The organism is Polaromonas sp. (assembly GCF_030682935.1).
Taxonomy (GTDB): Bacteria; Pseudomonadota; Gammaproteobacteria; order Burkholderiales; family Burkholderiaceae_C; genus Polaromonas.
Genome location: NZ_JAUXNA010000129.1, coordinates 1 through 13,012, shown reverse-complemented (window position 1 = coordinate 13,012; position 13,012 = coordinate 1). Strand labels below are relative to the sequence as shown.

Annotated in this window: 13 protein-coding genes and 1 tRNA gene; 4 read left to right on the top strand and 10 right to left on the bottom strand. The window is 62.7% G+C overall.

Translation table 11 applies throughout. The annotated features are described in order from the left end of the window. Positions 1 to 54 precede the first annotated feature (54 nt). The 8 genes from Q8K05_RS05910 to pip all read right to left on the bottom strand — a co-directional run bounded on the left by Q8K05_RS05910 (position 55) and on the right by pip (position 8,101). Positions 55 to 130, bottom strand: a tRNA-Ala gene (locus Q8K05_RS05910). A 70-nt stretch (positions 131 to 200) separates the two neighbouring features. After that, entirely contained in the window at positions 201 to 1,595 is a 1,395-nt protein-coding gene (gltX, locus tag Q8K05_RS05905; RefSeq protein ID WP_305245585.1) for a glutamate--tRNA ligase, read from the bottom strand. Positions 1,596 to 1,606: 11 nt separating this feature from the next. After that, entirely contained in the window at positions 1,607 to 2,833 is a 1,227-nt protein-coding gene (locus Q8K05_RS05900) for an O-succinylhomoserine sulfhydrylase (protein WP_305245584.1), read from the bottom strand. A 2-nt stretch (positions 2,834 to 2,835) separates the two neighbouring features. Then, positions 2,836 to 4,365, bottom strand: coding sequence for an amidophosphoribosyltransferase (gene purF / locus Q8K05_RS05895; RefSeq protein WP_305245583.1), 1,530 nt, complete (start codon positions 4,363 to 4,365; stop codon positions 2,836 to 2,838). A 35-nt stretch (positions 4,366 to 4,400) separates the two neighbouring features. Then, positions 4,401 to 4,886 carry a CvpA family protein gene (locus tag Q8K05_RS05890; RefSeq protein WP_305245582.1) on the bottom strand — a complete coding sequence of 162 codons (486 nt, stop codon included), beginning with the start codon at positions 4,884 to 4,886 and terminating at the stop codon, positions 4,401 to 4,403. A gap of 15 nt (positions 4,887 to 4,901) precedes the next feature. Beyond that, a complete protein-coding gene (locus tag Q8K05_RS05885) occupies positions 4,902 to 5,684 on the bottom strand; it encodes an SPOR domain-containing protein (protein WP_305245581.1) in 783 nt (260 codons plus the stop codon). Positions 5,685 to 5,772: 88 nt separating this feature from the next. Then, positions 5,773 to 7,083 carry a bifunctional tetrahydrofolate synthase/dihydrofolate synthase gene (gene folC, locus Q8K05_RS05880; protein ID WP_305245580.1) on the bottom strand — a complete coding sequence of 437 codons (1,311 nt, stop codon included), beginning with the start codon at positions 7,081 to 7,083 and terminating at the stop codon, positions 5,773 to 5,775. A gap of 58 nt (positions 7,084 to 7,141) precedes the next feature. Then, positions 7,142 to 8,101, bottom strand: a complete 960-nt coding sequence (gene pip / locus Q8K05_RS05875) for a prolyl aminopeptidase (protein WP_305245579.1) — start codon at positions 8,099 to 8,101, stop codon at positions 7,142 to 7,144. A gap of 207 nt (positions 8,102 to 8,308) precedes the next feature. Here pip and Q8K05_RS05870 point away from each other — a divergent pair, with 207 nt between their 5' ends. Both Q8K05_RS05870 and Q8K05_RS05865 read left to right on the top strand, forming a co-directional pair. Next, positions 8,309 to 8,653 carry an arsenate reductase gene (locus Q8K05_RS05870; RefSeq protein WP_305245578.1) on the top strand — a complete coding sequence of 115 codons (345 nt, stop codon included), beginning with the start codon at positions 8,309 to 8,311 and terminating at the stop codon, positions 8,651 to 8,653. Between the two features lie 152 nt (positions 8,654 to 8,805). Beyond that, positions 8,806 to 9,510 (top strand): glycine zipper 2TM domain-containing protein, encoded by a 705-nt coding sequence (locus tag Q8K05_RS05865; RefSeq protein ID WP_305245577.1) that lies wholly within the window; start codon positions 8,806 to 8,808, stop codon positions 9,508 to 9,510. Positions 9,511 to 9,591: 81 nt separating this feature from the next. On the opposite strand, the gene Q8K05_RS05860 is transcribed toward Q8K05_RS05865, so the two are convergent. Beyond that, on the bottom strand, positions 9,592 to 10,374 hold the full coding sequence (locus Q8K05_RS05860) for an anti-sigma factor domain-containing protein (protein WP_305245576.1): 783 nt from the start codon (positions 10,372 to 10,374) through the stop codon (positions 9,592 to 9,594). Next, on the bottom strand, positions 10,371 to 10,946 hold the full coding sequence (locus Q8K05_RS05855; RefSeq protein ID WP_305245575.1) for an RNA polymerase sigma factor: 576 nt from the start codon (positions 10,944 to 10,946) through the stop codon (positions 10,371 to 10,373). The genes Q8K05_RS05860 and Q8K05_RS05855 overlap by 4 nt, the downstream gene beginning before the upstream one ends. 165 nt (positions 10,947 to 11,111) lie before the next feature. Here Q8K05_RS05855 and Q8K05_RS05850 point away from each other — a divergent pair, with 165 nt between their 5' ends. Continuing rightward, positions 11,112 to 11,429, top strand: a complete 318-nt coding sequence (locus Q8K05_RS05850) for a pyrimidine/purine nucleoside phosphorylase (protein WP_305245574.1) — start codon at positions 11,112 to 11,114, stop codon at positions 11,427 to 11,429. A 37-nt stretch (positions 11,430 to 11,466) separates the two neighbouring features. Beyond that, on the top strand, positions 11,467 to 12,795 hold the full coding sequence (gene argG / locus Q8K05_RS05845) for an argininosuccinate synthase (RefSeq protein WP_305245573.1): 1,329 nt from the start codon (positions 11,467 to 11,469) through the stop codon (positions 12,793 to 12,795). Positions 12,796 to 13,012 lie beyond the last annotated feature (217 nt).

The window sequence follows — 13,012 nt, the reverse complement described above, 5'->3', positions numbered from 1 at the left end:
CTCTAGACGATGGGGTCAAAACCTTGGAACTAACCGATAACTACTGACAAACCTTGGTGGAGGTAAACGGGATCGAACCGATGACCTCTTGCATGCCATGCAAGCGCTCTCCCAGCTGAGCTATACCCCCTTGTTACTAATTACTTAGTAACCTGTCGAGCCTCAAATTATAGCGACAAAATATCGCCCTTTTCAAGTTTTCAAACTAAATTCAATTTATCGATCACTTTTTCTCGCTGCATGAGTTCCACGATAGCATCCAGCGACGGCGTTTGCGGCGTTCCCATGAGCAGCACGCGTACCGGCATGGCCAGTTGCGGCATCTTCAGGCCGGTATCAAGCAGCACCTGCTTGATCGCTGCGCCAATAGCCGCCTTGTTCCAGTCGCAATTGCCCAGCGCAGCAGCGAGCCTGGCAAGCGCCGGGCGCACCGCCTCGGTCACATGCGTGCTGACATCCTGCGCGCTGGCCTGCCCGCCCGCCACGAGCAATTGCAACCAGCCCGCCAGTTCGACCAGCGTGCTGCAGCGGTCTTTGAAAAGGCCGCAGCCGCGCGCAAGCCATGCGGCATCCAGGCCCGTGACGCCGCGGACCGCCAGGAAAGGTTGCACCAGCGTGGCCAGCGCATCATCGGCCGTGGCCTTGAGGTGTTGGGCGTTGACCCAGCGCAGCTTGGCCTCGTCGAACTGGGCCGCGCTCCTGCCGAGGTGATCGAGGTTGAACCACTGAAGAAACTGCGCACGGCTGAAAATCTCGTCGTCGCCATGGCTCCAGCCCAGGCGCGCCAGGTAGTTCACCATGGCGTCCGGCAGGTAACCCTCGGCGGCATACTGCGTGATGGCCTTGGCACCGCTGCGCTTGCTCATCTTTTCGCCCTGCTCATTGAGCACGGTCGGCAAATGCGCATAGACCGGCACGTCTTTGCCGAGCGCGCGGAAGATGTTGATCTGGCGCGGCGTGTTGTTCACATGGTCATCGCCGCGAATCACATGCGTGATCGCCATGTCCATGTCGTCGACCACGACACAGAAGTTGTAGGTCGGCGTACCGTCGGGCCGCGCAATCACCAGGTCGTCGAGTTCGTCGTTGCTGATCTCGATCCGGCCCTTGACCTTGTCGTCCCAGACCACCGAGCCGCCTTGCGGATTCTTGAAGCGCAGCACGGGCTGCACGCCCGCGGGAACGGGGGGCAGCGTCTTGCCGAGCTCAGGCCGCCAGGTGCCGTCGTAGCGCGGCTTTTCCTTGGCCGCCATCTGGGCTTCACGCAGCGCGTCAAGCTCGGCCACGCTCATGTAGCACGGGTAGACATGGCCGGCCGCCTGCATCTCGGCCAGCACGGCCTTGTAGCGGTCCATGCGCTGCATCTGGTAGAACGGGCCTTCGTCATAGTCCAGGCCCAGCCAGCGCATGCCTTCAATGATCACGTCAACGGCGGCCTGGCTCGAACGCTCCACATCCGTGTCTTCAATGCGCAGGATGAAGACGCCGCCCGTGGCGCGTGCAAAGGCCCACGGATACAGCGCCGAACGGATATTGCCCAAGTGGATAAAGCCCGTGGGGGATGGCGCAAATCGGGTTCGTGTTTGGGGTGTCATGGCAGGCATTGTCATTTCAGGCTGTCCAGACCGCGCGCGAGGTCGGCTTTCAAATCGTCAATATGTTCAAGGCCTGCGGCTACGCGGATCAGGCCCTGACCGATGCCGGCGGCCTGCCGCTGCGCTTCGCTGAGCCGGCCGTGCGACGTGGTGGCCGGGTGCGTGATGGTGGTTTTGGTGTCCCCGAGGTTGGCTGTGATGCTGCAGACCTGGGTGCTGTCGATCACATGGAAGGCATTTTTGCGGGCGCTCTCGGGGTCCGCGCCTTTCAGGTCGAACGACACCACCGCGCCACCACAGCCCTGGCCATGGAGGGTTTGCTGCTGCATGGCCAGCGCATGCTGGGGGTGCGACTTCAGGCCGGGGTAATAGACGCGGGCCACGCCCGGCTGCGCTTCCAGCCAGCTTGCCAGCGCCAGCGCGTTGGCGCTTTGCGCCTGCATGCGAATGGACAGCGTCTCCAGGCCCTTGAGCACCACCCAGGCATTGAACGGCGACAGCGTCATGCCGGCACTGCGCATGATGGGAACGAACTTCTCGTCGATGAGCTTTTTCGGTCCGCAGATCGCGCCCGCAATCACGCGGCCCTGGCCGTCGAGGTATTTGGTGCCCGAATGAATAATCAGGTCAGCCCCCAGCTTGGCGGGCTGCGACAGCGCTGGCGAGCAAAAGCAGTTGTCAACCGCCAGCAAGGCACCCGACGCATGCGCAATGTCGGCCAGCGCGCGGATGTCGCAGACCTCGGTCAGCGGGTTGGTCGGCGTTTCGGCAAACAGCAGTTTGGTCGTGGGCCTGACGGCCGCTTGCCACTGGGCCACGTCGGTTTGCGAGACAAAGGTGGTTTCCACGCCAAACTTGCCGAATTCGCTGCCAATCAACTTGATGGTGGAGCCAAACACCGACTGGGAGCAGATCACATGGTCACCCGACTTCAGCAGGCCCATGCACATCAGCAATATGGCCGCCATGCCGCTGGAGGTGCCGATACAGGCCTCGGTGCCTTCCAGGGCCGCCAGGCGCTGCTCCATGCTGGTCACCGTGGGGTTGGTGAAGCGCGAGTACATATAGCCGTCTTCTTCGCCGGCAAAACGGCGCGCGGCAGTGGCCGCATCGGGCTGCACAAAGCTGCTGGTCAGGTACAGCGCTTCGGAATTTTCACCGAACTGGCTTTTACTTTCGGCAACGCGCACGGCCAGCGTGTCGCGGTGCAGCTTGTCGGGTAATGCTTTTTGGGTCACTTTCAAGCCTCTTGCGGGTTAGGCAGCGCCAGGCGCGACACGTCGACATCGCCCTCTTCGGTCATTTTTCCGTTGGTTTCGGCGCGCTGGGTATTCATGGCGGCAATGGTCTCGGCCGTCACGTCTCCGGTGATGTACACGCCATCAAAGCAGGAAGCATCAAAACCATCGAGCGCGGGGTTCAGCGAGCCAATGGCGCGCCGCATGCCTTCCACGTCCTGGTAGATCAGCGCATCGCAGCCAATCACCTGGCGAATTTCTTCCACGGTGCGGTCATGCGCCACCAGCTCATTGGGCGTGGGCATGTCGATGCCGTAAACGTTCGGAAAGCGTACCGGGGGTGCAGCGCTGGCCAGGTAGACCTTGCGCGCGCCGGCGTCGCGCGCCATCTGCACGATCTCGCGGCTGGTGGTGCCGCGCACGATGGAATCATCGACCAGCAGCACATTGCGGCCCTTGAACTCGCTGGCGATCACGTTGAGTTTCTGGCGCACGGATTTTTTGCGCACGCCCTGCCCCGGCATGATGAAGGTGCGGCCCACGTAGCGGTTTTTCACAAACCCTTCGCGGTAGGGAATGCCGAGCAGGTGCGCCAGCTGGCTGGCACTGGGGCGGCTTGATTCGGGGATCGGAATGACCACATCGATCTGGCTGGGCGGCACGGTGGAGACCACGCGCTTGGCCAGCGTTTCACCCAGGTTGAGCCTGGCCTGGTAGACCGAAATGCCGTCGAGCACGGAGTCGGGACGCGCCAAATACACAAACTCGAAAATGCAGGGGTAGAGCTTGGCGTTGACGGCGCATTGCTCGGCGTGCACCGTGCCGTCCAGGTCCACGAACACCGCTTCGCCCGGCGCGATGTCACGCTCGAACTGGTGCGCCGTGCCTTCCAGCGCGACCGACTCGCTGGCCACCATCACGGTGCGGCCGCCCTCATTTTGGCCATGGCCGATGCACAGCGGGCGAATGCCGAAGGGGTCGCGAAACGCCAGCAGCCCGTGGCCGGCAATCAACGCCACCACCGCGTACGAGCCTTTGACGCGCTTGTGCACACCCCGCACCGCCGCAAACACATCGACCGGCGTGAGCGGCAGGCCGCGCGTGGTTTTTTCGAGCTCGTGCGCCAGCACATTGAGCAGCACTTCAGAGTCGCTGTCGGTGTTGATGTGGCGGTGGTCGGTGTTGAACAGTTCGGCCTTGAGTTCGGCCGCATTGGTCAGGTTGCCATTGTGCGAGAGCACCAGGCCAAACGGCGCGTTGACATAAAACGGCTGTGCTTCGTCTTCGCTGTAAGCGTTGCCAGCGGTGGGATAACGCACCTGGCCCAGCCCGACATTGCCCGGCAAGGCGCGCATGTTGCGGGTGCGAAAAACGTCGCGCACCATGCCCTTGGCCTTGTGCATGTAGAACTTGCGCCCTTGCTGCGTGACGATGCCGGCGGCATCCTGGCCACGGTGCTGCAGCAGCAGCAAGCCGTCATAAATCAGCTGGTTGACCGGGGCTTTGCTGACGACGCCGACTATTCCGCACATGGTGTTTCAATCATGGTGTTTTGACTCATAAAAAATTAATTCAGATACTTTGAAAACTGTTCCGGCAGCACCGGCTTCAAGCCCTTCAGCGTGGCCGTCAGTACGGGCGCTCCCTGGGACTCCAGCCACCAGTTGCTGGACTTGAGCGCCGTCATGTCCATCACCACAGTGGCGGCCAGCAACAGAATCACGCCACGCAACAGGCCAAAGGCCGCACCGAGCGTGCGGTCCACCGGACGCAAGCCCATGGCTTCCACCAGCTTCTTCAGCAAAAAGGCCAGCAAGCCTGCCGCAAATACCGCGGCAATGAATATCAGCACAAACGCCGCCGCGTAACGCACCGGCTCCGAGGCCGACTGCAAAGGCAGCAGCGCAGCCACCTCGGGCGCAGCCCATTGCGCCACATAAAACGACGCGGCCCAAGCCAGCACCAGCAACACTTCGTACACCAGCCCGCGCCACGCCCCCAGCAGCAGTGAAAAAATCAATACACCCGCCAAAATCCAGTCAAGCACCGCCACGCGTCCGCAACCTGCTTAAAGGCTGAGGATGACGGCCGGCAAATCAAGCGCCTTGATCTTTGCGGCTGCCTTTTCAGCATCGGCCCGGCTGGCAAAGGGGCCCACGCGGACCCGGGTGCGCTTGCCGTCTTTGGTTTCGGCGACCTGTGCATAGGTTTTAAGACCGGCACTCTCCAGCTTGGCGCGCACTTCGCGGGCCTTGGCAGCATCGGCAAATGCGCCGACCTGCACCACCATGCGGTCTTCAGCCTCGGCGCCAGCGGTTTTAGCCGCCAGCGGCGTGGCATTGAGCAGCGCGCTGGCACGCGCACCGTCGCTACCCGTGGCAGGGGCCTTGGGCGCTGGCTTGACTTCTGCCTTCGGCTCGGCTTTGGCTTCTACTTTTGCACCCGGCTTGACGTCGTTTTTAACAGCAGCCGGCGCAGGTTCAGCGATGACGGGGGGAACCAGCATGGGGGGCAAAATTTCTTCTTCGGGTGCGAGGCTGGCATCGGCCGCCACTTTTTCAGCAGGCGCGCTTGCTTTGACGGGCGCAGTGGCGGCAACCGGCGCAGGCAGAACCAGCGGCTTGACCGTATTTTTGCCGGGAATTTCAATCGGTATATCGACTGAAATGGGCCGCGGCTGCGTGTCAAACAGCAGCGGAAAACCCACCACGCCGATCAGCACCAGCACGGCCGCGCCCATCAGGCGGTGCTTGGCGCGTTTGCGCATGACTTCCACGCTGTCCGTTTGGGCCGCTGACGCGGCAAAGGGAGCAGCGCTTGAGCCGCCCCGGCGGAAGTTGAAAAACGACATGGTGTGGCTTGAATCCGTTAAGGGTTAACGTGGTCTGTCGGGCATCCCGGGGACGGGGTCAGGCCGGTTCATGCGGCCTCATTGGACTTTAAGCAGCCAGATGCGGCGCCGAAAGACGCGGCAGACCGTCCTTCAAAATGCCACCCACCGTGAGGAAGGAGCCGAAAACCACAATTCTATCAGCGGGGTCTGCGGCCTTGACGACTGCCTGCAAAGCCAATTCAGGGCTTTTGTAAGCATTGGCAGTCACGTCCGGGCGGGTTTTGAGCGCTGCCCATGTCGCCTGCAGTGCCTCGCCCGTGGCGGCACGGGCCGTGGGCAGGTCGCAAAAATACCACTTGTCAATCAACGGCCCCACCCGCGCCAGCATGGGCGCCAGGTCTTTGTCGGCCATGGCGCCAAAGACAGCGTGGGTGCAGGGGTAAAAACCCATGGCGTCGAGGTTTTCAGTCAGCGCCGCCACCGAATGCGGGTTGTGCGCCACGTCCAGCACCAGCGTGGGCTGGCCCGGAATGATCTGAAAGCGGCCCGGCAGCTCGACCATGGACAGGCCGTTGCGCACGGCCTGGGCCGTCACCGGCAGGCGGTCGCGCAAGGCCGTCAGCGCCGCCAGCACGCCGGAGGCATTGACCAGCTGGTTGGCGCCGCGCAAGGCCGGATAGGCCAGCCCGGCATAACGCCTGCCGCGGCCCGCCCAGCTCCACTGCAGCTTGTCGCCCGAAAAATTGAAGTCCTGGCCAAAGCGCCACAAGTCAGCACCCACTTCAGCAGCGTGATCCAGAATGCTTTGCGGCGGCACCGGGTCGCCCACCACCACCGGCCTGCCGGCACGCATGATGCCGGCTTTTTCCAGACCGATGCTTTCACGGTTATTGCCTAACAATTCCATGTGATCGAGGTCAATGCTGGTGATCAGGGCGCAATCGGCGTCCAGAATATTGACGGCATCCAGCCGGCCGCCCAGGCCGACCTCCAGAATGACGACGTCCAGCTTTGCGTCGGCCAGCAGCTGCAAAATGGCCAGCGTCGTGAACTCAAAATAGCTCAGCGAAATTTCATGGCCGTTGAGGGTTCTTGCCGTTTCAACACGGGCGAAGCATGCTATTAAATCAGAAGCACTCACAATATCGCCACGGACCCGGCAACGCTCTTCAAAATGCACCAGATGCGGCGAGGTGTAAACCCCGGTGCGGTAGCCGGCCTCCAGCAAGATAGCCTCCAGCATGGCGCAGCTTGAGCCTTTGCCATTGGTGCCGGCCACCGTGATGATGGGACAGGCAAACTTGAGGCCCATGCGCTCGGCCACGGCCTTGACGCGCGCCAGCCCCATGTCTATGGTTTTGGGGTGCAGGCGCTCGCAGTGGGCCAGCCAGTCGTCGAGTGTTGAGAAATATTCCATACAGTCCTGTATTGTCGCGCAAGGCGGAAAACCCTTGAGCGGCAGCGCCTCAGGCCCTTCAGCGCGCGAAGCGATCGGTCGCGGCGACCAGCTGCGCCAGAATGCCGGGCTCGCTAAAGGCATGACCGGCATCGGCCACCAGGTGAAAGTCCGCCTCGGGCCAGGCGCGGTGCAGATCCCAGGCGGTTTTGGCGGGGCAAGCCATGTCGTAGCGGCCCTGCACGATGACGCCGGGAATGCCGGCCAGCTTGCCCGCGCCCTGGATCAACTGCCCCTCTTCAAGCCAGCCGCCGTGCACGAAATAGTGGTTTTCAATACGCGCGAACGCCAGGGCGAAGTCGTCGCCAGCATGCTTGGCCGCACCCGCCGGGTCGGGCAGCAGCGTGATGGTCTGGCCTTCCCACAGGCTCCAGGCGCGTGCGCAGGCCAGTTGTTCTGCACGGTCTGGCCCGACCAGGCGCTGGCGGTAGGCCGCCATCAGGTCGCCGCGCTCGTCCACCGGAATCGGCGCCAGAAAGTCCTCCCACAGATCAGGAAACAGCCACGAAGCGCCTTCCTGGTAATACCAGTGCAGTTCTGCGCGCCGCAGCGTGAAGATGCCGCGCACGATGAGCGCCGACACCTGCGCCGGATGCGTCTGCGCATAAGCCAGCGCCAGCGATGAGCCCCAGGAACCGCCAAACACCAGCCAGCGCTCCACGCCCAGCAGGGTGCGCAGCCGCTCAATGTCGGCCACCAGATGCCAGGTCGTGTTGTGGTCCAGCGACGCACTCGGGCGTGAGCGGCCGCAGCCGCGCTGATCGAACAGCAGCACGCAATAGCGCGCGGGGTCAAACAGCCGCCGGTGCTCGGGCGAGCAGCCGGCACCCGGCCCGCCATGCAGAAAAACCGCCGGTTGGCCGTTCGGGTTGCCGCACAGTTCCCAATAGATCGAGTGGCCATCGCCGGTATCGAGCGTGCCGGTGCGAAAGGGCTCGATGGGCGGGTAAAGCGCGGCAGTGGGGGCCGGAGTCGTCATGGAGCCTCTGTAAAAGTGAACGCTGCCGCGCCCGGGTGCGGCGGCGGCTTGACCCTTGATTATTCCCTTGTTGACCCAAAACCCTGGTTCCTGATTTTTCTGGCACGCGCTCCAAGCGCGCAATGCGCTACTGATTCAATAGCTGCTTGCGCCCGTCACATATGGGCCTCAGGCACTTTTTTCTTGAATTTATGGCACACTCGCCGGATGATCATTCTTTACGGCATTGCCAACTGTGACACCGTCAAAAAAGCCAGGGCGTGGCTCACCGAACATGGGCAGACCCATGAATTCCATGACTTCAAAAAGCACGGCGTTCCGCCCGAAAAACTCGCGTCATGGGCAGGCGCCGTCGGCTGGGAAAAGCTGCTGAACCGAAAAGGCACGACCTGGCGCAAGCTGGACGCGGCAACGCAGGCCGGCGTGACGGACGCCGCCACTGCGCAGGCGCTGATGCAGGCCCAAGCCAGCGTCATCAAGCGCCCGGTGGTGGACTGGGGGCAAGACATCACGGTCGGGTTTAATGCAGCGGCTTGGGCAACGCGCGTTTAAATTTCAGAAAATGGCGCGCCGACTTTTTGGCGGCTTGTCTCGGCCTGTCACCAGCTTTACAGTCAGTGCATCGAACTCTGCGCCCCGAAACGACTCTATCCAGCCTACTTATGGCGCGATTATTTGGCGTTGCCTGAAAAGAAATTTGAACCATGAAAAAAGCACGCATTAACACCTTGCTGGGATCCAGCGTCGCTGCTGCGGCCGGCTTGGTTTGTCTGCCGGCGTCCGCCATGGACATTCTGGCGCGGGTGATTTCCAGCACGCCGGTGGTGCAGCAGGTGGCCGTGCCCCGGCAGGTCTGCAACAACGAAGCCTACATCACGCAAGCGCCCAAATCCGGCGCGGGCGCGCTGATGGGTGCGGTGGCCGGCGGCGCGGCTGGCAACGCGATCGGCCATGGCGGCGGGCGCGCGGCGGCCACCATGATCGGGCTGTTCGGCGGCGCCCTCCTCGGTGACCGCATTGAGGGCAGCAGCAACCAGGTCCAGAACGTCCAGCAATGCACGACGCAGACTTTTTACGAAAACCGCGCCAGCCACTACAACGTGGTGTATGAATACCAGGGAGCGCAGTACAACGCGCAGATGGTCAACGATCCCGGTCTGTACGTGCGGCTGCAGGTGACGCCGGTCGGGGCCATGACGCCCGTGCCTCAAGGCTACCAGCCCGCCCCGCTCGCCCCACCCCAGCCCCAGGCCTACTACCAGCCGGTCTATGTGCAGCCCGTGGTCTACCCCGCCTATTACCCCCAGCCTTACTACGCACCGGCTTACGCGCCGATTTACCCGCCGGTCGGGCTCTCGCTGAACTTTGGCTACAGCCGCGGCGGCGGCGGGCATCGCCACTGGCGCTGAGCGGTCAGTTCGATCCAAAAAAGGGGCGTCACAAACGCCCCTTTTTGATGGGCAAGTGCCCGCTTGAAGGCCAAGCGCTTCTTATTGCGCGGTCTGAATCAGCGCACCCTTGAACAGCACCGGCCCGCTCGGACCACTGCCCGCCGGCACGCCCCCTTTAGGCTCCAGACTGATGGCCAGCGTGGGCACTTCCTGCATGTCGCTGCCGGCTGCCGTCAGGCGAACCACCGGGTCACCGGACAGCACGCCCAATGACCGGGGCGCCGCCCCGGGGGGCAAGGCCCACAACTCCAGCGACTTGTCCGCCTGCTCGCGGAAATCCCCGACCCGCTTGAGCAGCAGCTTTTTGTTTTTGGGATCAAACGTCACCAGCATGGACGCCGACGCCTGGTCGTCCGCCAGCACGGCGACGTACTGAATGTCGGGCGTGGCCGAAAGCCTGGCGCTGAGTTCCTGCACCTGGCCGCTCAGTTGCGTGTTCAGGTTCAACCCGGTCACCACGGCGATCACCGCCGCAAAAGTCCCTGCCGCCGTCGCGCCGCGCCACAGCCCGAGGCTGGACCACCAGCCGCCAGACGCCGCGGCGGCAACGGGTGCCGCGCGCGCCGCCTGCATGGCCTGCGCCTGCTTTTCGGCGTTGACGAGGTTTTCAATGCGCTGCCACACCGCCGGACTGGGCGCGGCCTGCTGCTGCAGTTCGGCCACCGATGCCAGCCGGCTTTGCCAGATCAGCGCCGCGGCGCGCAGGGTGGCGTTGTCGCGCGCCAGCGCCTCAAACCGGCGGCGCGCGCCACCGCGCAGGGTGCCCAGCGCATAGCTCGCCGCCAGTTGATCCATTAGCGAAGGGTTGTTCAGAATGTTCATGCGAAGCGCCCCATACAGCCGCGCAGTTGCTCCAGGCCGCGGCGAATCCAGGTTTTGACAGTACCCAAAGGCAGCTTGAGCTGCTCGGCCAGCTCACTGTGGCTCAGGTCCCGCAGATAGGCCAGGCTCACCACTTCGCGCTGCTTGTTCTCCAGCTGGTTCAGGCACTGGTGCAGCGCCCAGGCCTGCTCGCTGGCCTGGGTCGTGTCCATGGGGTTGGGCGAGTCGCCCGCCACCGTGTCCGAAATCACGTCGTCCAGCTCCTGCATCGCGTCCGCACGCTCGGAAGTCCGGCGCCGCAAAAAATCAAGGCCCCGGCTGCGCACCACCAGGCCCATCCAGGCCATGGGTGGCGACAGCGTGGCTTTGTAGTCACCGGCAATCCGCCAGATATTCAAAAAAGCTTCCTGCAGCACATCTTCGGCCCATTCGCGGTTGGTGACCACGCGCACGGCCACACCGTAGAGCTTGGACGAGGTCAACTCGTAGAGCTCCCGCAGGGCCGGCTCATCGGCCAAGGCGACACGATCAAGGAGTGCAATCAATTGAATATCCGGGCTTTCTGGCTTCATGGAAAACATTGTCCAATATTCACAGATACGCCGTGAAGGGCAGACCGGATTCAGGGACCTGAACCCGCCGCCGCGCAGGCCAGGCCACCGGCGTGACCTAAAATCATTGCTTTGCATGCCAGAACGCTGGCCGCAACGCCCTCCCCCTGTTTACCAATCCACTCCATGATTACCGAAAAAATTGACAACGTCAGTGTCAGCACCCAAGCCAGTGTGTACTTCGACGGCAAATGCGTGAGCCACGGCATCACGCTGGCGGACGGCACCAAAAAATCGGTGGGCGTGATCCTTCCGGCCACCCTGACCTTCAACACCGGTGCGCCCGAAATCATGGAATGCGTGGCGGGAAGCTGCGAGTACAAGCTCGCCGGAACGGACCACTGGGTGACGTCTTCGGCAGGCGAACAATTCAGCGTGCCGGGCAACTCAAGCTTCGAGATCCGTGTCGCCCAGCCCTACCACTACATCTGCCACTTCGCCTAAATCGGCCTAAATTCAAGACCACGCAGGAACCTATTTCATGGCCACCATACTCCAGCACCTTCCCGTCGGCCAGAAAGTCGGCATTGCATTTTCAGGCGGACTCGACACCAGCGCGGCGCTGCACTGGATGAAACTCAAGGGCGCGATTCCCTATGCCTACACCGCCAACCTGGGCCAGCCCGACGAGCCGGACTACGAGGAGATCCCGCGCAAGGCCATGCAGTACGGCGCCGAAAAAGCGCGCCTGATTGATTGCCGCAGCCAGCTGGCCGCCGAGGGCCTGGCCGCCCTGCAGGCCGGCGCCTTTCACATCACCACGGCAGGCGTGACCTACTTCAACACCACGCCGCTCGGGCGCGCCGTGACCGGCACCATGCTGGTGGCGTCGATGAAGGAAGACGACGTCAACATCTGGGGCGACGGCAGCACCTTCAAGGGCAACGACATCGAGCGCTTTTACCGCTACGGCCTGCTGACCAACCCGTCGCTCAAAATCTACAAGCCCTGGCTGGACCAGCTGTTCATTGACGAGCTGGGCGGGCGCGCCGAAATGTCGGCCTTCATGACCCAGGCCGGTTTTGGCTACAAGATGTCGGCCGAAAAAGCCTATTCCACCGATTCCAACATGCTGGGCGCCACGCACGAGGCCAAAGACCTCGAACTCCTGTCCAGCGGCATGAAGATCGTCCAGCCCATCATGGGCGTGGCTTTCTGGCGCGACGACGTGGAAGTCAAGCGCGAAGAAGTCACGGTGCGCTTTGAAGAAGGCCGTCCGGTCGCCCTCAACGGCGTCGCGTACCCCGACCTGGTCGAGCTCATCCTGGAAGCCAACCGCATCGGCGGCCGCCACGGCTTGGGCATGAGCGACCAGATTGAAAACCGCATCATCGAAGCCAAGAGCCGCGGCATCTACGAAGCACCGGGCCTGGCGCTACTGTTCATCGCCTACGAGCGCCTGGTCACGGGCATCCACAACGAAGACACCATCGAGCAGTACCGCATGAATGGGATGCGCCTTGGCAGGCTTCTGTACCAGGGCCGCTGGTTTGACAGCCAGGCCATCATGCTGCGCGAAACCGCCCAGCGCTGGGTGGCCCGCGCCGTGACGGGCACCGTGACGCTGGAACTGCGCCGTGGCAACGACTACAGCCTGCTGAACACCGACAGCCCCAACCTGACCTACGCGCCCGAGCGCCTGAGCATGGAAAAAGTGGAAGACGCACCGTTCAGCCCGCTGGACCGCATCGGTCAGTTGACCATGCGCAACCTCGACATCACCGACACCCGCGCCAAGCTGGGTGTGTACGCCCAGGCGGGTTTGCTGTCAGCCGGCGACGGCACCGACATGCTGCGCATCAAGCCCTGACATCTTCTTGCCCACCCTGGCAAGCGCCGGGTGGGCCGCTATGGCCCTGCGGGCGGGCCATGGGGTGCAAGGGTCAGCGGCCTGTTTGGTGCGCAACAACCAATAAATTTCTAAATTCATAGCTGTTATCGCTTATAAATAAAGCGGTAGCGGCAATTTTTTCATGTATTGATACGGAGCGACTGGTAGCGACCCCATAGCTACCCCCGCATCGCTG

Bases quoted from the DNA above. Each gene is read 5' to 3' on its own strand.
- Q8K05_RS05885 (WP_305245581.1), bottom strand. From the start codon at position 5,684: ATGTCGTTTTTCAACTTCCGCCGGGGCGGCTCAAGCGCTGCTCCCTTT.
- pip (WP_305245579.1), bottom strand. From the start codon at position 8,101: ATGACGACTCCGGCCCCCACTGCCGCGCTTTACCCGCCCATCGAGCCC.
- Q8K05_RS05850 (WP_305245574.1), top strand. From the start codon at position 11,112: ATGATTACCGAAAAAATTGACAACGTCAGTGTCAGCACCCAAGCCAGT.
- Q8K05_RS05870 (WP_305245578.1), top strand. From the start codon at position 8,309: ATGATCATTCTTTACGGCATTGCCAACTGTGACACCGTCAAAAAAGCC.
- Q8K05_RS05865 (WP_305245577.1), top strand. From the start codon at position 8,806: ATGAAAAAAGCACGCATTAACACCTTGCTGGGATCCAGCGTCGCTGCT.
- purF (WP_305245583.1), bottom strand. From the start codon at position 4,365: ATGTGCGGAATAGTCGGCGTCGTCAGCAAAGCCCCGGTCAACCAGCTG.
- argG (WP_305245573.1), top strand. From the start codon at position 11,467: ATGGCCACCATACTCCAGCACCTTCCCGTCGGCCAGAAAGTCGGCATT.
- Q8K05_RS05855 (WP_305245575.1), bottom strand. From the start codon at position 10,946: ATGAAGCCAGAAAGCCCGGATATTCAATTGATTGCACTCCTTGATCGT.
- folC (WP_305245580.1), bottom strand. From the start codon at position 7,083: ATGGAATATTTCTCAACACTCGACGACTGGCTGGCCCACTGCGAGCGC.
- gltX (WP_305245585.1), bottom strand. From the start codon at position 1,595: ATGACACCCCAAACACGAACCCGATTTGCGCCATCCCCCACGGGCTTT.
- Q8K05_RS05860 (WP_305245576.1), bottom strand. From the start codon at position 10,374: ATGAACATTCTGAACAACCCTTCGCTAATGGATCAACTGGCGGCGAGC.